General features: G+C 71.3%; 17 protein-coding genes. 6 read left to right on the top strand and 11 right to left on the bottom strand.

From position 1 onward, the window contains the following. Window positions 1-39 precede the first annotated feature (39 nt). Window positions 40-3033, top strand: a complete 2994-nt coding sequence (locus BLP38_RS01535) for an alpha-mannosidase (protein WP_091351972.1) — start codon at window positions 40-42, stop codon at window positions 3031-3033. A gap of 6 nt (window positions 3034-3039) precedes the next feature. Here BLP38_RS01535 and BLP38_RS01530 read toward each other — a convergent pair whose 3' ends face one another. Genes BLP38_RS01530 through BLP38_RS01520 form a run of 3 tightly spaced genes read right to left on the bottom strand, consistent with a single transcriptional unit; the run spans window position 3040 to window position 5927 of the window. Continuing rightward, window positions 3040-4119: a DNA glycosylase AlkZ-like family protein gene (locus BLP38_RS01530; RefSeq protein ID WP_091351970.1), complete on the bottom strand. Its 1080-nt coding sequence runs from the start codon at window positions 4117-4119 to the stop codon at window positions 3040-3042. Window positions 4120-4151: 32 nt separating this feature from the next. Further along, window positions 4152-4883 (bottom strand): sulfurtransferase, encoded by a 732-nt coding sequence (locus tag BLP38_RS01525; protein ID WP_091351968.1) that lies wholly within the window; start codon window positions 4881-4883, stop codon window positions 4152-4154. 36 nt (window positions 4884-4919) lie between these two features. After that, on the bottom strand, window positions 4920-5927 hold the full coding sequence (locus BLP38_RS01520) for an SDR family NAD(P)-dependent oxidoreductase (RefSeq protein ID WP_091351966.1): 1008 nt from the start codon (window positions 5925-5927) through the stop codon (window positions 4920-4922). A gap of 78 nt (window positions 5928-6005) precedes the next feature. Between BLP38_RS01520 and BLP38_RS01515 the strand changes: the two genes are divergently transcribed. Then, complete coding sequence (locus BLP38_RS01515) at window positions 6006-6656, top strand: TetR/AcrR family transcriptional regulator C-terminal domain-containing protein (RefSeq protein WP_091351964.1); 651 nt, start codon at window positions 6006-6008, stop codon at window positions 6654-6656. Window positions 6657-6677: 21 nt separating this feature from the next. Here BLP38_RS01515 and BLP38_RS01510 read toward each other — a convergent pair whose 3' ends face one another. Both BLP38_RS01510 and BLP38_RS01505 read right to left on the bottom strand, forming a co-directional pair. Further along, entirely contained in the window at window positions 6678-7616 is a 939-nt protein-coding gene (locus BLP38_RS01510) for an aldo/keto reductase (protein WP_091351962.1), read from the bottom strand. A 42-nt stretch (window positions 7617-7658) separates the two neighbouring features. Next, a complete protein-coding gene (locus BLP38_RS01505; RefSeq protein WP_091351960.1) occupies window positions 7659-8021 on the bottom strand; it encodes a winged helix-turn-helix transcriptional regulator in 363 nt (120 codons plus the stop codon). A gap of 108 nt (window positions 8022-8129) precedes the next feature. On the opposite strand from BLP38_RS01505, the gene BLP38_RS01500 reads away from it, so the two are divergent. From BLP38_RS01500 to BLP38_RS01490, 3 genes are all read left to right on the top strand, one after another. Beyond that, the gene (locus BLP38_RS01500; protein WP_091351957.1) at window positions 8130-8990 is read left to right on the top strand and encodes an SDR family oxidoreductase; all 861 of its coding nucleotides are present in this window, start codon (window positions 8130-8132) and stop codon (window positions 8988-8990) included. A gap of 76 nt (window positions 8991-9066) precedes the next feature. Then, a complete protein-coding gene (locus BLP38_RS01495; protein WP_091351955.1) occupies window positions 9067-10107 on the top strand; it encodes an LLM class flavin-dependent oxidoreductase in 1041 nt (346 codons plus the stop codon). Between the two features lie 41 nt (window positions 10108-10148). Next, window positions 10149-10991: an alpha/beta fold hydrolase gene (locus BLP38_RS01490; RefSeq protein ID WP_091351953.1), complete on the top strand. Its 843-nt coding sequence runs from the start codon at window positions 10149-10151 to the stop codon at window positions 10989-10991. Here the strand turns inward: BLP38_RS01490 and BLP38_RS01485 are convergent. From BLP38_RS01485 to BLP38_RS01465, 5 genes are read right to left on the bottom strand one after another with little or no spacing between them, the layout of a single operon-like run. After that, entirely contained in the window at window positions 10958-11803 is an 846-nt protein-coding gene (locus BLP38_RS01485) for a siderophore-interacting protein (protein ID WP_091351951.1), read from the bottom strand. The genes BLP38_RS01490 and BLP38_RS01485 overlap by 34 nt on opposite strands. Continuing rightward, window positions 11800-12615 (bottom strand): ABC transporter ATP-binding protein, encoded by an 816-nt coding sequence (locus tag BLP38_RS01480; protein ID WP_091351948.1) that lies wholly within the window; start codon window positions 12613-12615, stop codon window positions 11800-11802. Before BLP38_RS01480 ends, BLP38_RS01485 begins: the two co-directional genes overlap by 4 nt. Next, on the bottom strand, window positions 12608-13654 hold the full coding sequence (locus BLP38_RS01475; protein ID WP_091351946.1) for a FecCD family ABC transporter permease: 1047 nt from the start codon (window positions 13652-13654) through the stop codon (window positions 12608-12610). Before BLP38_RS01475 ends, BLP38_RS01480 begins: the two co-directional genes overlap by 8 nt. Next, window positions 13654-14658: a FecCD family ABC transporter permease gene (locus BLP38_RS01470; RefSeq protein WP_091351943.1), complete on the bottom strand. Its 1005-nt coding sequence runs from the start codon at window positions 14656-14658 to the stop codon at window positions 13654-13656. The genes BLP38_RS01475 and BLP38_RS01470 overlap by 1 nt, the downstream gene beginning before the upstream one ends. Next, window positions 14655-15572, bottom strand: coding sequence for an ABC transporter substrate-binding protein (locus BLP38_RS01465; RefSeq protein WP_231916541.1), 918 nt, complete (start codon window positions 15570-15572; stop codon window positions 14655-14657). Before BLP38_RS01465 ends, BLP38_RS01470 begins: the two co-directional genes overlap by 4 nt. 114 nt (window positions 15573-15686) lie before the next feature. Between BLP38_RS01465 and BLP38_RS01460 the strand changes: the two genes are divergently transcribed. Beyond that, a complete protein-coding gene (locus BLP38_RS01460; RefSeq protein ID WP_091351940.1) occupies window positions 15687-16511 on the top strand; it encodes an HAD-IIA family hydrolase in 825 nt (274 codons plus the stop codon). On the opposite strand, the gene BLP38_RS01455 is transcribed toward BLP38_RS01460, so the two are convergent. After that, window positions 16512-17009: a DUF427 domain-containing protein gene (locus BLP38_RS01455; protein ID WP_091351938.1), complete on the bottom strand. Its 498-nt coding sequence runs from the start codon at window positions 17007-17009 to the stop codon at window positions 16512-16514. It lies immediately after the preceding gene. Window positions 17010-17067 lie beyond the last annotated feature (58 nt).

Genomic DNA, 17067 nt, shown 5'->3' with positions numbered 1-17067 from the left:
GCCCCTCTCCCGCCGAACCTCTCCCGAAAGACGTCCTCCATGCATCGCAACGACCGACTCGCACTGCAACGGGTCGACCGGCTCGCCGGCGACCGACTGATCCCCGCGCTCTACCGCGACACGGCTCCGCTGGACATCACGGCGTGGGAGGTCCCGGGCGAGCCCGTGCCGTTCGCCGAGGCGGTCGCGCAGGACTATGCCCCCGTCCCGGTGGGCACCGCGTGGGGGCGGCCGTGGGGCACGGTCTGGTTCCACGTCACCGGCAGCGTTCCGGCATCCTGGCGCGACACTCCGGGAACGCGTCCCGAGATCGTCGTCGACCTCGGGTTCGACTCTTCCGGTCCCGGCTTCCAAGCCGAAGCTCTCGTCTTCCGCCCCGACGGGTCGATCGTCAAGGCCATCGAACCCCGGAACGCCGCCGTGCCGATCGACGGCGACGTGATCGACCTGTGGATCGAAGCCGCCGGCAACCCCAGCGTCGCCGGGACCTTCACCTTCGCCGCGACCCCCCTCGGCGACCGTGCCACCGCCGGCGACGAGCCGATCTACCGGCTGCGACGGCTCGATCTCGGCCTGCTCGATCAGACCGTGTGGGAGCTGCAGCAGGACATCTGGACGCTCCGCGGCCTCGTCGACGAGCTCGAGCCGGACCGCACCCGCCACGCCCGCGTGCTCGCGGCGCTCGGACGCGCCGTCGACGCGGTCGACCCCGACGACGTCGCCGGCACCGCCGCGGCGGGTCGGGCCGCGCTCCGCGCCGTGCTCGCAGCCCCGGCATCCCCGTCTTCGCATCAGCTGACCGCCGTCGGTCACGCCCACATCGACTCCGCCTGGCTCTGGCCGATCCGCGAGACGGTGCGCAAGGTGGCGCGCACCTTCTCCAACGTCCTGGACCTCATGCGCACCGAGGACGACTTCGTCTTCGCCGCGTCGTCGGCGCAGCAGTACGCCTGGATGAAGGAGCACTACCCCGAGCTGTTCGGACGGATGAAGGATGCCGTCGCCGCCGGACGCTTCGCCCCGGTCGGGGGCATGTGGGTCGAATCGGACACGAACATGCCCGGCTCCGAAGCCCTCGCGCGTCAATTCGTCGAGGGCAAGCGGTTCTTCCTCGAGGAGTTCGGCGTCGAGCCACTCGAGGTCTGGCTGCCGGACTCGTTCGGATACTCCGCCGCGCTCCCCCAGATCATCACCGCCGCCGGGTCGCGATGGTTCCTCACGCAGAAGATCTCGTGGAACGAGACGAACCGGATGCCGCACCACACCTTCCTGTGGGAGGGCATCGACGGAACCCGCGTGTTCACGCACTTCCCCCCGGTTGACACGTACAACTCCGAACTGTCGGCGGCCGAGCTCGCCCTCGCCGAACGCCAGTTCGCCGAGAAGGCGGACGCCTCGCACTCCCTCGTCCCGTTCGGGTGGGGGGACGGGGGCGGCGGTCCGACCCGCGAGATGATCGCGGCGGCGCGGCGCACCGCAGACCTCGAGGGGTCGCCGCGCGTCCGCCTCGGATCACCCTCGCAGTTCTTCAGCGACGCCGAGGCGGAGTACACGGAACCGCCGGTCTGGTCGGGTGAGCTCTACCTCGAATACCACCGGGGCACCTACAGCGCGCAGGCGCGCACGAAGCGCGGCAACCGCCGCAGCGAGCATCTCCTCCGCGCGGCCGAGCTGTGGGCGACCGTCGACACGGTCCGCACGGGTGCGCCGTACCCGGCTGGACAGCTGCGATCGCTCTGGCAGACGGTGCTGCTCCACCAGTTCCACGACATCCTGCCCGGCACCTCGATCGCCTGGGTGCACCAGGAGGCCGAGGCGACCTATGCGCGCGTCGCCGCCGAGCTGCAGGAGATCATCGACACCGCGGTGCGTTCGCTCACCGGCGAGGGCGACCGCGCACTCACGGTGAACGCCGCGCCGATGCCGCTGGCCGGAGCCCCGGCGCTGGGCGTCGCGGAGGCGGCATCCGTCCTCCCCGTCGTTCCCGAACGGGACGGCGACGGGTGGTCGTTCCGGCACGAACGGTTCCACTGGGCGATCGACGGTCGCGGGCTCGTCGTGGGCGCCGTCGACCTCACCACCGGCCGGGAGCTCATCGACCCGGCGTTCCCCGCCGGCGTGCTGCAGCTGTTCCGCGACACGCCCCGCGAGTGGGACGCCTGGAACATCGACGCCGAGGACGGCACCCTCGGGACGACCCTCGCCGATGTCGTCGAGATCGTCGCGGACGGTGCAGACCTCGTCGTGCACCGGCGGTTCGGCTCCTCGGAGCTGGAGCAGCGCTACAGCGTCGACCCGTTCTCCGGCGCACTCGAGATCGCCCTGCGGCTCGACTGGCACGAACGTCAGAAGATGCTGAAGATCGCCTTCCCCCTCCGTGTGCGCGCCGAACGGGCCGAGTCCGAGATCCAGTTCGGTCACGTCTCCCGCCCGGTGCACGCGAACACGACATGGGATGCCGCCAAGTTCGAGACCGTCGCGCACCGCTGGATCCGCGTCGTCGAGGGCGGGTACGGGGTCGCCGTCGCCAACGACTCGTCCTACGGTCACGACGTGCAGCGCGCGCCGGGCGCCGACGGTGGTGCACGGACGGTCGCCCGCGTGACGCTCGTTCGGGCTCCGCTGTTCCCCGACCCGGAGGCCGACCAGGGGGCGCACGAGTTCCGGGTCTCGCTCCTGCCGTCCGCGACGGTCGCCGACGCGATCGGCGAGGGGCTCCGCCTCAATCTGCCCCCTGTCGCCGTGCGCGGCGCGGATGAGGTCGCGCCCCTGCTGACGCTGGACGACCCGGGCGTGGTCGTCGAGGCGGTCAAGCTGGCCGACGACGGTTCCGGCGACGTGATCGTGCGACTCTACGAGGGGCTCGGGTCGTCCCGCACGGCGCGGGTGACGGCAGGGTTCGCGGTGACGGCCGTCACGCAGACCGATCTGCTCGAGCGGGAGATCGAGTCGACGGCGCTCCGCGAGACGACCGGGACGGTCCGCCTCGACCTGTCGCCGTTCCAGCTGGTCACCCTGCGCCTGGCGCGCTGACCCGTCTCACTCCAGTCCGCGGACCGGGACCCCGAGCCATTCGCCGAGGTCCCGGATCTCGGCGTGCACCATCTCGCGTTCGTCCGCGTCGAGCGGGGCGAGCTCGTGGACCGCGGCGACCACGAGCGTCTCCTTCTTCTCGTCGAGCGCTGCGTCGAGGAGCGCGACGAAACGGTCGCCGACGAGGATCGGATGCGCGAAGTAGCCGTAGACCCGCTGATGCTTGGGCTTGAACTGCTCGAGGACGAAGGTGAAGTCGAACAGCTCGGTCAGGCGCGGCCGGTCGAAGAGCATCCGGTCGTACGGGTTGAGGATCGCCGCGCGCCCGCCCGGGTCGTCGTCCAGGGCCGCGATCGCCTCGGGGTCGACGCGCCAGCGCCACGAGCTCCCCTCCACCTCGGCTTCCTCGCCGGCCGTGCCGACGCCGGACCACGGCGACTTCTGCCGCGCGATGCCGAGGGCCTGCAGGCGCCGGCCCGCGAGTGCCTCCTCGGCGTCGGACGGGCTCATCGCGGCATCCGTCGCCCCGTAGACGCGTTCGGGCAGGTCCCACACCCGCTGCCGTCCGAGGCGACCACTGATCGCGACGTCGCCGAGGTACGACATCAGTTCCAGCATCCGCGGCACTTGGTTCGCCCCGTACCAGCCGCTCTCGTTCTTCGCCTGGACCGCGCTCGTGTCGGGGATCTCCGATGCCGGCAGGGGACCGTCGCGGTCGAGGCGGCGCAGGATCTCGGCGCGGAAGGCGGCATTCGCCTCGAGATAGGCCGCCGTCGCGGCGCTCAGGCGGCGGCTCGGCATGATCGCGCGCAGAGCGGGGAGGAGGGATGCCGGGCGGAAGTGCCCGTCGTACTCGAACAGCAGCCGATCGCCCTCGACGGCCTTCGACAGCTGGCCGGGCTCGTACGCCCACCCGATCCGCGACCAGCAGATCGACTGCTCGCTGGGGGCGATGACGGCGGTCGGGTCGATCTTGATCGCGGCGATCTGCTCCGCCACTTCGACGACGTCGCCGGGACGATCCGCGTCGAGCAGCTGCGCGCGCACCGCGATGCGGCGCGCCTCGTCCCTCGTGAGCCGGTGCATGGCACGAGGCTAGCGCCGACGTCCGACGCGGGTCAGCCCGTGGGCTGCAGCGACGCGTCGACGGTGCGACGCTCGTCGAAGACGAAGCAGTCGCCGTCGAACCCGTCGGCGCCGATGTGCTCGAAGTAGCCGAGGATGCCGCCCTCGAGCTGACGCGCGTCGATTCCGTCCTCGCGGAGGACGAGCGCGGCCTTCTCGCACCGGATGCCGCCGGTGCAGAAGCTGACGACGGTCTTGCCGACGAGCTCGTCCCGGTGCGCGGCGGCGGCCTCGGGGAACTCGGTGAACTTATCGATCCGCCAGTCGAGGGCGCCCGAGAATGTGCCGTGGTCGACTTCGAACGCGTTGCGGGTGTCCAGCAGCACGACCTCGCGCCCGTCGTCGTCGACGCCGGCCTCGAGCCAGCGGTGGAGCGTCGTCGGGTCGACGGCCGGAGCCCGGCCGGCGTCAGGACGGATCGTGGGGCGATCCATCCGGATGATCTCGCGCTTGTGTTTGACGAGCATCTTGCGGAACGGCTGCTCGTCCGACCAGCTCTCCTTCGTCGTGAGCGACGCGAAGCGCCCGTCTGTGCGCAGCTCGTCCACGAACCCGCGCACATCCTCGGCGGGTCCCGCCAGGAAAAGGTTGATGCCCTCCTCCGCGAGGAGGATCGTGCCGCGGAGTCCGCGCGCCTCCGCCCGCTCGTACAACACAGGACGCAGCGACGCGGGGTCCGCGATGTGCATGAAGAGGTAGGCGGAGATGTTCAGGACGGATGCCACCCCTCCAGCGTAGAGGCGGGGCGGCATCCGCTCGGATCATTGCGCCGACCACCCGCCGTCACTGGCCAGCACCACGCCGTTGATGTTGACGCCGTCGTCCGAGAGCAGGAACGTGATCGATGCGGCGAGCTGCTCCGGGGTGGCGACGCCGGGCATCGTGCCGTGGAACGCACCGAGGCGCTGCTGGCCGTACTCCGAGACGTTCGGGGGGAAGGGGATGCCGGTGGCCACCCCGCCGGGGGCGACGGCGTTGACGCGCAGACCCTTCGGCCCGTACATGACGGCCGCGCTCTTGGTGAGCCCGACGACGGCGTGCTTGCTGGTCGTGTAGGCGTTGCCCGAGGCGCTGCCGCGGAGGGCGGCCTCGCTGGCGACATTGACGATCGAGCCGGCGCCGGCCTTCAGCATCGCGGGGAGAACCGCGCGGGTCAGCTTGAACGGGCCGGTGACGTTGACGGCGATGACGCGGTCCCACATGGCATCGGATGTCTCCCCGAGCGGCGAGAAGTCGTCGTTGATGCCGGCGACGTTGGCGAGCGCGTCGATCCGCTCTCCGGCCGCGGCGACGATGGCGTCGATGGATTCCTGGGTCGTGACGTCGCCGGCCACGGTGACGATGTCGGCATCCGGCATCGATGCGGCGAACTCGGCGAGGCGGTCTGCGGAGATGTCGGTGGCGATCACCCGGGCGCCTTCTCGGGCGAGACGGCCGGCGGTGGCCCGACCGATGCCGGATGCCGCGCCGGTCACGATCACGGTCCTACCGGCGAAACGGCCGGCCGAGGTCGGCTCGGCCCCAACGATCGATTCGCTCTGGGGGATGACACCGCCGTTCGCCTGTCGCACGAGGTCGTCGACGGCTGCCTGGGGCATGGCGCCCTGACTGAGGACGACGAGCTGTTGCAGCGGGAGTCCCCGCACGGGCGCGAGGGACTCCGCGGTTCCGCCCCCGGCGGCGATCAGCCCGCGCAGGAGCGGACCGCCTACGTCGCTGTCGAGCCAGTCGCCGATGCTCGTGGCGGCAGTGAGAACCTCGTCGGTCATGGTCGTCCCTTCGTCTGAGCGGGTTATTCCCGCCCGGGAAATGATACTCTCGGCGGCGCCACCGCAAAAGGGAGTCTCATGACCGGAACGACCCGTCGCGGTCGCGGCACGCGAGCAGGGCTCGACCGAGAGCGCATCCTGAACGCGGCACGGGACCTCGACCCGGCGACCCTCACGATGCAGCAGGTCGCCGACGCCCTCGGCGTCGACCGGAAGGCACTCAACCATCACGTGACGGACCGCGAGAGCCTCCTCGAGATGCTCGCGGTGGATGCCTTCCGTCGCCGGTTCTCGTCGTCGGAGTTCGATCTCGGCTCGACCTGGCAGGATGCGTGCCGCGGCTACGCGGGAGCACTGTCCTCGAGCCTGATGGACATCGGCGCCTGGGTCGACCATCTTCCGTTCACGACGCCGGACGACCTCGCCATCATCGACCCCGCCGAGGAGCTGGCTGCCCGGCTGCGCGCGGCGGGCTTCGGCCTCGAGACGACGAGCCGCGGCATGCACCTGCTGATGAGCATCTGCCAGGGCTTCGCGCGCGAGGTCGTGACCGCCGGCTACTCCGCGCAGGATCCGCAGGTCGCGCATCTCCGAGACGCGCTCGACGCGTCGACCGGGGGCTACCCCGTTCTGCGCGAACTCATCGACGCCGCTGTCGACAACCACGGCGAAGCGCAGTTCCGGTTCGACGTGGACGCGTTCATCGCCGGCATGGAACGCCTGCTCTGACCGCGCCCACGTGCGTCGGAGTCAGCCGACGAACGGAGCGGACGCCGCATCGAGGGCGGAGACCTCGTCGGCGGCGAGGTCGATCGTCGCGCCGGCGATGAGCGCGTCCACCTGGTCGACGCGCGACGCCGACGCGATGGGGACGGTGCCCTTCGCGCGCAGCCAGGCGAGGGCGACGGATGCCGGGGCCACGTCGTGCGCCGCGGCGACGTCATCGAGCACCGAGAGCACCGCGAGTCCTTCCGGGGTCGCGTAGGCCGCCGCCGATCCGGCACGGGGAGAGGTCTGACCCGACGCGTCGGTGGAGCGGTACTTGCCGGTGAGGAACCCGCTGGCCAGGGCCGAGTACGGGACGACCGTGAGGCCGAGCTCCTCCGCAGCGGGCTTGACGGCCCGCTCGATGGCGCGGTCGACGAGGTTGTACCGGGGCTGGGTGACGATCGGCTCCGCGACACCCTGCTCGCGGGCCAGGCGCACCCACTCCCGGGTGTTCTCGGCGGAGAAGTTCGAGATCGCCGGGTAGCGGATGAGGCCGTCGGAGACGAGCGCGCCGAACGCGGCGACGGTCTCTGCCAGCGGAGTCGCGTCGTCTTCGGCGTGCGCGTAGTAGACGTCGATCGTGTCGACGCCGAGGCGCTTCAGCGAGGCCTCGGCACCGGCCCGCACGGTGCCGGCCGACAGACCGGGGAACTCGGGGTGCTTCGACACCTTCGTCGCCACGACGACGTCCGACGGCCGCCGCGAAGCGAGCCACTCGCCGAGGATCGTCTCGCTCTCGCCGCCGGAGTTGCCCGGCGCCCATGCGCTGTAGACGTCCGCCGAGTCGATGAAGTCGCCGCCGGCGGCGGTGAACGCATCGAGGACGGCGAAGGAGGTGTCGCGGTCCGCGGTCCAGCCGAAGACGTTGCCGCCGAACGACAGGGGGAACACGGTCAGGTCACTCGTACCGAGAGCAGTCATGGATTCGATCCTGACACGCTGACGGATGCCCGGGGCCCGACCTCAGCGACGGACGATGTCGTCTGCGTTGACCTGAATCCACGTCATGAGCGGCATGACGCGCTCCATCAGCTCGACGCCTCGGGGGGTCAAGGAGTACTCGACGCGCGGCGGGACCTCGGGGTACGACGTGCGCGCGACCAGGCCGTCGGCGGCGAGGGTGCGGAGGGTCGTGGCGAGCATCTTCTCGCTGATGCCGTCGACGCTGCGTCGCAGCTCACCCCAGCGGAGCGTGCCATCGGTGAGTGAGAGGAGGACGAGGATGCCCCACTTGCTCGTGATGTGGTCGAGCACGGTACGCGTGGGGCAGGCCTCCGTGAAGATCCCCGGAGACTCCTGCTGCATCTGCGCGTAACTGACGGACATGTCAGCAGCTTACCTGAAAGTGGGTACCCTCCTCGAGGAATGTTTCGGCCCCCGACGGGGGTTCCCTCTCGTGTCGCGCATCTCGCCCGATCACCGAAAGGACTCGCCATGACCATCCTCGTCACCGCCGCCAGCGGACAGCTCGGCCACCTCGTCATCGACGCCCTCCTCGCCCGCGGCGTCTCGCCCGACAGCATCGTCGCCGGCGCACGCACCGTGGCGAAGGCCGCCGACCTCGCCGACAAGGGCGTCCGCGTCGTCCCGCTGGACTACACCGTGCCCGAGTCGATCGACACTGCTCTCGAGGGCGTCGACAGCGTTCTCCTGATCTCGGGCTCCGACCCGGGCGCACGCCTGGCCGGCCACGTCAACGTCATCGAGGCGGCCGCGCGCGCCGGCGTGAAGAAGCTGGCCTACACGAGCGTCTCGCACGCCGACACGAGCGAGCTCGTCCTCGCTCCCGACCACAAGGCGACCGAAGAGGCCATCGCGGCCAGCGACATCCCCGCCGTGCTCCTGCGCAACAACTGGTACATCGAGAACTCGGCCGGCGACCTCGCCACGGCTGCGCAGACCGGAGTTCTCTCCGCCGCGGTCGGCGATGCCGCCATCTCGGCTGCCGCGCGGATCGACTTCGCCGAAGCCGCCGCTGCGGTCATGCTCGACGATGCCCACATCGGCCGGACCTACGAGCTCGCAGGCCCTCGCGCGACGTACGCCGACATCGCCGCGGCGATGGGCGAGGTCCTCGGGCGCGAGGTCGTCTACGCTCCCGCGACACCCGAAGAGCTGGCGGCCCGCCTGGCATCGTTCGGCCTCGACGAGGGCACGGTCGGGTTCGTCGTGGCCCTCGACGCCGGCATCGCGAGCGGCGCGCTCGACGCCACCGAGACCGATCTGACCGACCTCATCGGCCGTCCCACCACGTCGTGGGTCGACGCCCTGCGCGTGCTCGTCCCCGCGAACTGACGGCCCCCGCAGCGTCTCCGGCCGCGGCATCCATATTCAACGGAATGGATGCCGCGGCCGCTGCGTTGTTCCGGGTATGCAGAGCTTCGGAACGCTGTCCTTCGGCCACTACGGCCCCCTCGGCGGGGGTCGCGAACTCACCGCCGGCGAGTCGCTGACGCAGGCAATCGACCTCGCTCAGGGCATGGACGAGCTCGGGGTGAACGGCGCCTACTTCCGCGTGCACCACTTCGCCCGGCAGCAGGCCTCCCCCATGCCGCTGCTCGCCGCGATCGCCGCGCGGACCTCGCACATCGAGGTCGGGACCGGCGTCATCGACATGCGCTACGAGAACCCGCTGTACCTCGCCGAAGAGGCGGCGGCGCTGGACCTCATCAGCGACGGGCGGCTCGCCCTGGGCGTGAGCCGTGGCTCACCCGAGAGCGTCGTCCGCGGCTACGAGACGTTCGGCTACACCGGGTCCCAGGACCCCCGCGGCGCCGACCTCGCCCGCGAGCACTTCGACCTGTTCCTGCGCGCGATCGACGGCGAGGGTCTCGCCGAGAGCGACCCGCACAGCCCGTTCGGCGGCGGACAGGGGCTGCAGCGCATCGAGCCGCACTCCCCCGGGCTGCGCTCGCGGGTGTGGTGGGGCGCGGGCAACCGCGACTCGGCCGAGTGGGCGGGCCGGATGGGGGTCAACCTCATGTCCTCGACACTCCTCACGTCCGCGGACGGGCGTCCGTTCGACATCCTGCAGGCAGAGCAGATTGACGCCTTCCGCACCTCGTGGCGCGAGGCCGGTCACGCCGGTACGCCGCGGGTCTCGGTGAGCCGCAGCATCTTCCCGATCACCACGGCGGAAGATGCCATGTACTTCGGCGGACGCTCCGACGGCGACCAGATCGGCATAATCGACGGGATGCGCTCGACGTTCGGCAAGACCTACGCGGGCACGCCCGATGAACTCGTCGAGCAGCTGCAGCACGACGCCGCGGTGCGGGAAGCCGACACCCTCATGCTGACCATCCCGAGCCAGCTGGGCGTCGCGTTCAACCTGCGCCTCGTGGAGTCGTTCGCACGCTACGTCGCCCCGTCGCTGGGCTGGGTGCCGACCAACGCGGTCGCCACCGCCTGAGGCCGAACCCCGGGCGGGACCGCGTCGGCTAGCGTGACCCCGTGACGATCACCCGGCGACGCATCACCCGCGGCGACGTCGACCTGTCCGTCCTCGACGCGGGCGGAGCCGGGCCCCTCCTCGTCCTTCTTCACGGCCTGGCCGGAAGCGCGGCCGAAATGGTCGCGACGGCCGAGGCGCTCACGGACTCCTTCCGTATCGTCGCCCTGGACCAGCGCGGGCACGGACGGAGCACCCGGCGACCGGGGGATCTCTCGCGCCGCGCCTTCGTCGAGGATGTCGTCGCGGTGATCGACCTGTTCTCACCACGGGACCCGGCGACGCTCGTCGGCCAGTCGATGGGCGCGCACACCGCGTTCCTGACCGCTGCGACCCACCCCGATCTCGTCGCGGACATCGTCATGCTCGAAGGTCACGCGGAAGGAGGACGCCCGGGCGAGGCCGCGGCACTCGGCAGCTTCTTCGCGTCGTGGCCGACGCCGTTCGCGGACCCCGCCGCGGCGCTCGCGTTCCTCGGCGACTCGCCCCTCTCCCGCGCCTGGATCGCCGACTTCGAGGAAACGCCCGCAGGCCTGTCGCCGCGATTCGACGCGGATGTCATGGCGGCCGTCCTGGAAGACGTGCATCGACCTCAGTGGACGGCGTGGGAGAGCCTCACCGTGCCGACGCTCGTCGTCTTCGGGAAGGACGGCATGTTCACCGCGGCGCAGCGCGACGAGTTGATCGCCCGCCGTCCGCAGACGCGTCGCGCCGACCTCTCACAGGGGAGCCACGACGCTCACCTCGACGCGACCGGCGAGTGGGTCGCGACCCTTCGCCGCCACCTCACCGGCGAGCGCTCCGGAGCGGTTCAGCCGATGAGCGGACCGCCCTCGCGCCAGTAGCCGAGGAACGACACCCGATCCTTCGGCACGTCGAGTCGCCCGGTGAGCAGGCGCCGGAGCGAGGTGACCGTGCCGGACTCCCCCGCCAGCCAGACGTAGACCTCGTCCCGCGGCAGACCCGCCGTGGCACTCGCCCACGCCGCGACAGCGCGCTCGAGTCCGCCTGCATCCTCCCGATCGATGCGTCGCACGCGGTGCGGCGCGACGACGTGCGGTGACAGCAGGTCGTCGCCGGGGGCCGCGGCATCCACCAGCACATCGGCGACGACGCCGTCGGGCAGCGCCGACAGGATGTTGCGCGCCGCGGGGTACGCGGTCTCGTCGGCGACCAGCAGCACACGACGCGCGGAACCGGGATGCCAGTGCACGCCGTACCCCGTCCAGCCCACGCGGCGGTCGGGTCCGGTCACGACGAGGCGGTCACCGGGACGAGCCGACGCCGCCCAGGCGGAGGCCGGACCCGCGGGGGTGTGCAGGTACACGTCGACGTCGATCTCGCCGACGTCCGCCCGGATGGCTGCCGGCGTGTAGGTGCGGAGGACGTTCCGATCTGACTCGTCGAGCTCCTTCCACCGGGTGTACCAGTCCGAGGGATGCGGCGTCGGCTCCTCGAGCAGGCCGAAGTCCGCGAGCCCTCCGCCCGGGAGCGGCAGCACGAGCTTGATCCGCTGGTCGAGACCCCACTCCGCGAAGTTCCGCAGCGCGTCGCCTCGCAGCGTGATCCGGATGAACCGCATGCTCAGCCTCACGGTCGCGGCGACCTCCACCTCGAAGGCGCTGTACGCCCAGGGGCGTTCGAGGACTGCGGTCATGGTCGGACCTCCGTGGTGTGGGGCGCCCGGAGCGGGACGACGAGCGGCCCTCCCGTGACGGGATCGGGGATGACGGTGTTGGCGAGGCCGAAGACGGCCGACACGTTCTCGCTCGTCACCACCTCGGCCGGTGGACCCTCCGCTATGACCCGTCCGTCGCGCATGGCGACGACGGTCGTCGCATAACGGGCCGCCTGATTGAGATCGTGCAGCACAGCGACGATCGTCCGTCCCAGCTCGTGGAGCGCCGCGAGGAGCTCGAGCAGCTCGACCTGATGAGCGACATCGAGATACGTGGTCGGTTCGTCGAGGAGGAGCACCTCGGTCTGCTGGGCGAGGACCATTGCGATCCATACCCGCTGGCGCTGGCCGCCCGACAAGGCGTCGACGGGGCGGTCCGCCAGCTGGGTCGTCCCCGTCGCGACGAGGGCGTCGACGACGGCCGCCTCGTCCGCCGGCGACCAGGGTCGCAGCATCCCCCGATGCGGGTATCGGCCCCGCGAGACGAGGTCGCGCACCGTGATCCCCTCGGGAGCGACGGCGGTCTGCGGCAGCAACCCCACCCGTCGCGCGAGTGTCTTGGCGGGGATCTGGGCGATCGACCGACCATCGAGGACGACCTGCCCCTCCTCCGGAGCGAGCAGGCGCGCCAGGCCCCGCAGGAGCGTCGACTTGCCGCACGCGTTCGGGCCGATGATGACGGTGAACGAGCCGGGTTCGATCTGCAGGGAGAGCTGCTCGACGACACGGGTGTCGGCGTAGGCGAACGAGGCCCGGTCGACGGCGAGGGAGGCGGGAAAGCGATCAGGCACGACGACGGATCTCCAGGACGATGACGGACAGAAGGTAGAGGCCGCCGACCGAGACGGTGACCACACCGACCGGGAGGGGCGTCGGCAACGCATGCTGCGCGACGAGGTCGGAGGCGAGGAGCACGACTGCTCCGAAGAGCGCCGACGGCCCCAGCGGCAGCGACGGTGTGCGCGCGAGGCGGCGGGCGACCTGCGGGGCCGCGAGCGCGACGAAGGCGACGGGACCGGCGACGGTCGTGGCGGCCGAGACGAGGCCCACACCCAGGAGCAGAGCCACTGCCCGCACAGCGTGCGGACGGGCGCCCGTGGCGGACGCGAGGTCGTCACCGAGCTCGAGCTGCCGCATTCGCGGGACGAGGCAGAACGCCCCCACCGCGATCGGGAGGGCGGCCACGAGCGCCCCCGCGACGGGACCCGCTGCGACCCCGTTGAGCGACCCCGCGCCCCACGCCGACGCGAACATCGCGGTCTCGAGCTCGACCTGCAGCAGCAACCACGTGTTCATCGATGCGAGCATCGCCGAGACCCCGATACCGACCACGATGATGCGGAAGCCCTGCAGACCTTCTCGCGAGGCCAGCACCTGGATCGCGACGGCCGTCAGGAGTCCTCCGACGAGCGAGCCGGCGACGAGGGCCTGCCAGCTCGCCGAGACGAGCACGAGGGTGAGCAGCATGCCGCTGAACGCGCCGCTCGATAGCCCCAGGATGTCGGGGCTCGCGAGCGGGTTGCGGGTGACGGTCTGGAAGAGCGCGCCTGCGATACCCAGGAGCGCCCCCACCCCGACCGCCGCGATCACGCGCGTCAGCCGCCAGTCGACGACCACGGTGTGTTCGATCCCTTCGCCTCCGCCCGCCAGGATCGTCGGGATCCGCTCGAGCGGCACGGGGAAGTCTCCAAGGATCAGCCCGAGCGTCGTCAGCGCGACGAGCACGACGGATGCCGCGGCTCCCACCGCGAGCACGCGGCGCGGTCGTGCGGCGGTGGGCCGAACCGGTCGCATCACCCGGCCCGAGCGGCCCATGGTGGTCGCCACCATCACAGGGCCCTCGCCGTCCGTCGACGCGCGAGCGCGATGAGGAGCGGCGCGCCGACGAAGGCGACGACGATCCCGACCGGGACCTCGGCGGGGGCGATGACGACGCGGCCGAGGACGTCGGCGCCGAGCACGAGGATGGGCCCGGCGAGAAGCGACATCGGCAGAACCGCCCGATGGTCGGGCCCCACGATCCACCGCACGGCGTGCGGGATCATGAGGCCGACGAACGAGATCGGCCCGGCGATCGCCGTGGCAGCTCCCGCGAGCAGGGTGACGGCCACGATCACCCCGACCCGGATGCGGCCGACGTCCACTCCCTGGGCGCGCGCGACGTCGTCACCGAGCGCCATCGCGTTGAGTCCGGGGGCGAGGACGAGCGCGAGGAGCGCCCCCGCGGCGGCGAAAGGCGCGATGGCGGCGAGATCGTCCAGGCCCGCACCGAGCAGGGAGCCTGCGTTCCACCCGCGCATCCGGTCGAAGGCGTCGGGGTCGGTCAACGTGATGGCCGTCGTGATCCCCGAGAGGACGGCGCCGAGCGCGACGCCCGCAAGGACCAGGCGCACGGCCCCGCCCGTCCCGCTCGCGCCGATCACGTAGACCGCCATCGTCACCAGCAGCGCGCCGGCGAACGCCGGCCAGACGATCTCCCCCGCACCGGACAGACCGAACAGCGATACGCCGAGAGCGACGGCGAACGCCGCCCCCGCGCCGACCCCGAGGAGCCCCGGGTCGGCGAGGGGGTTGCGCGTGAACGCCTGCATCAGTGCTCCGGCCGCCCCGAGCGCCGCGCCGGCGACGAGGCCGACGACGGTGCGCGGCACCCGCAGGTCCCAGACGACGAACGCCGTCTCACTCGTCCCCCGGCCGGCGAGCGCATCGATCACCGCGGGCGGAGCGAGCGGGTTGGCGCCGAGCGCGAGCGAGGCGATGACGGCGACGGCGAGGACCACCGCGACGACACCGACTCCGAGGATGCGGCGCCCTGGACGTGCGGCAGCGGTCACCGGTTCGCGGAGAGGTACCGCTCGATGTCACCGAGGACGGCGGCAGCACCCTTCGGGCCGACTCCGGACACCCAGGTGCTCGTTTCGACCAGCGTGGCGTCGGGGAAAGCGGTCGCGACGGCGGCGGGGATCGCGGAACGGTCGGCGACGTCGGCCGCCGTGACGAACACGTGGTCGGCCCTCGCGGATGCGACGTTCTCGGGCGACAGGTCCGCCTGCAGGCCGTCCTCCCACTCCTGGTCGGGGATGCTGAAGCCCACGCACTCGAGCAGGCTGCCGGCGAACGACACCGGGCCGTACAGGCTCAGCGTGGTCTCGTCGCGGGGCCGGATGAGCTGCACCGTCTGACCGGCGACGTCGTACTCGTCGCGGATGCGGGCGCACTCGTCGTCGACGCCGGTGAGGAGCTCGGCGACCTCGTCCTCGCGCCCCAGCGCCTCGCCGATGAGCGACGCGTTCTCGCGCCAGGGATCGGCCTGCGAGGCGATGAAGACGGTCGGCGCGATGGCGGTCAGCTGCTCGAAGAGCTCCGAGTGCCGGGACTCTGTGCCGAGGATCAGATCGGGCTTCAGCGCCGCGATCGCCTCGAGATCCGGCTCGGGGACGGTTCCGACGGGGGTGACGTCCTCGGCACCGAGGTACGCGGGGATCGAGGTCACATTGCCTGCGACGGCGGCACCGACCGGGGTGATGCCGACCGCCACCGCGGTGTCGAGCTCCAGGGGCTCGAGCGTCACGACACGGGCGGGCTCCTCGGGTACGTCCGTCGCGCCGCGGGCGTGCTCGACGGACCGCGTTCCAGAGGCCGCCGAGGCCCCGGCGGGCTCGGGCGCGGTGGCGGCGGTGCAGCCCGCCAGGGCGAGCGCGATCATGCCGGCGGCGGAGGCGAGGACCAGTCGTGAACGAGGGGACATGTCGGGATGAGCCTTTCCTTGGAGCTAGGTAAGGTTAGCCTAACCACAAGAGCGTCGCGGGTTGGACCACCCGGCCCGCCGTGCGAGTCAGGGTCGCGGGCGTAGTGTGGACGCATGCGGACCCGCGCGGACATCGAGTGCTGGCTCACCGATATGGACGGTGTCCTCGTCCACGAGAACACGCCGATCCCCGGCGCTGCGGAGCTCCTCGAGCAATGGCGCGACGACGGCACCCCGTTCCTCGTCCTCACCAACAACTCGATCTTCACGCCGCGCGACCTCAGCGCGAGGCTCCGCGCGTCGGGGCTCGTGGTGCCCGAGGAGTCGATCTGGACGTCGGCGCTGGCCACCGCGGACTTCCTCGCCTCGCAGAAGCCGGGCGGCACGGCCTTCGTCATCGGCGAAGCCGGCCTCACGACCGCACTGCACGAGGCCGGTTTCATCATGACCGAGACGAGCCCCGACTACGTCGTCGTCGGCGAGACGCGGAACTACTCGTTCGAGGCCATCACCAAGGCGATCAGGTTCATCGGCGCCGGGTCGCGCTTCATCGCCACGAACCCCGACGCCACCGGTCCCTCCATGCAGGGCGTCCTCCCCGCGACCGGAGCGATCTCCGCGCTCATCACGAAGGCGACGGGCAAGGAGCCCTATGTCGTCGGAAAACCCAACCCCATGATGTTCCGATCGGCGCTCAACCGCATCGGCGCCCATTCCGAGAACACCGGGATGATCGGCGACCGCATGGACACCGACGTCGTCGCCGGCATCGAGGCAGGGCTCCACACCGTGCTGGTGCTCACCGGCATCAGCGACGCCGCGGAGATCGAGCGCTACCCGTTCCGACCCGACGAGATCCTGAGCTCCGTCGCCGACCTCGTCCGCGAGGAGCCCCTCGAGAGCGACTCGCCGGACGTGCAGCCTTCGCTCGGGCTCTGATCACCACCCCATCGAACCCGGGGCACCCTTGAACGGCCCGGCCACCTGAGACGTGATCCACCCGCCGTAGAACCGACCCGGTTGCGGGGTGACGACCTCGCCCGCGACCGTGCACTCGTCCATCTCCTGTGCGTAGACCGCCACGCGGTCGGCGAGCTCCTCGTATCCCGGCTCGGGGCTCGGGTAGTTCCATGCCGCGCCGGGCACAGTGCGTCCGCCGCCGTGGACGTCGAGGTACCGCGCGGCGCCCTTGAACTCGCAGAACGATGCTCCCTGCGCCCGAGTCAGTGCGCCGGGCACGAAGTCCGCGATCGGCAGGTAGTAGACCGGTGGGTGGCTCGTCTCCAGGACCCGCAGGGCTCCGGTCGTCGAGGCGATGCGCTCTCCGCCGAGGGTGATCGTCACGGTGCCCGGGACGGGTTCGACGCGAGGGGGCCGGGGATAGTCCCAGACGCTCTCCTGTCCCGGTCCGACCGGGTCGGGTGTGGGATGCCGCATGTCCTCCAGATTAAGGGCGGAATCCCACTCAAGGGGCGCCCCCGCAGGCCGAGCATCC

The organism is Microbacterium sp. LKL04 (genome assembly GCF_900102005.1).
Lineage (GTDB): Bacteria > Actinomycetota > Actinomycetes > Actinomycetales > Microbacteriaceae > Microbacterium.
This window is presented reverse-complemented; position numbering and strand designations above follow the sequence as displayed.

What these genes read in the sequence shown, in the direction of transcription:
- BLP38_RS01515 (WP_091351964.1), top strand. Translation starts at nt 6,006, where the DNA reads ATGACCGGAACGACCCGTCGCGGTCGCGGCACGCGAGCAGGGCTCGAC.
- BLP38_RS01460 (WP_091351940.1), top strand. Translation starts at nt 15,687, where the DNA reads ATGCGGACCCGCGCGGACATCGAGTGCTGGCTCACCGATATGGACGGT.
- BLP38_RS01535 (WP_091351972.1), top strand. Translation starts at nt 40, where the DNA reads ATGCATCGCAACGACCGACTCGCACTGCAACGGGTCGACCGGCTCGCC.
- BLP38_RS01510 (WP_091351962.1), bottom strand. Translation starts at nt 7,616, where the DNA reads ATGACTGCTCTCGGTACGAGTGACCTGACCGTGTTCCCCCTGTCGTTC.
- BLP38_RS01505 (WP_091351960.1), bottom strand. Translation starts at nt 8,021, where the DNA reads ATGTCCGTCAGTTACGCGCAGATGCAGCAGGAGTCTCCGGGGATCTTC.
- BLP38_RS01485 (WP_091351951.1), bottom strand. Translation starts at nt 11,803, where the DNA reads ATGACCGCAGTCCTCGAACGCCCCTGGGCGTACAGCGCCTTCGAGGTG.
- BLP38_RS01455 (WP_091351938.1), bottom strand. Translation starts at nt 17,009, where the DNA reads ATGCGGCATCCCACACCCGACCCGGTCGGACCGGGACAGGAGAGCGTC.
- BLP38_RS01465 (WP_231916541.1), bottom strand. Translation starts at nt 15,572, where the DNA reads ATGTCCCCTCGTTCACGACTGGTCCTCGCCTCCGCCGCCGGCATGATC.
- BLP38_RS01500 (WP_091351957.1), top strand. Translation starts at nt 8,130, where the DNA reads ATGACCATCCTCGTCACCGCCGCCAGCGGACAGCTCGGCCACCTCGTC.
- BLP38_RS01530 (WP_091351970.1), bottom strand. Translation starts at nt 4,119, where the DNA reads ATGCACCGGCTCACGAGGGACGAGGCGCGCCGCATCGCGGTGCGCGCG.
- BLP38_RS01475 (WP_091351946.1), bottom strand. Translation starts at nt 13,654, where the DNA reads ATGGTGGCGACCACCATGGGCCGCTCGGGCCGGGTGATGCGACCGGTT.
- BLP38_RS01495 (WP_091351955.1), top strand. Translation starts at nt 9,067, where the DNA reads ATGCAGAGCTTCGGAACGCTGTCCTTCGGCCACTACGGCCCCCTCGGC.
- BLP38_RS01520 (WP_091351966.1), bottom strand. Translation starts at nt 5,927, where the DNA reads ATGACCGACGAGGTTCTCACTGCCGCCACGAGCATCGGCGACTGGCTC.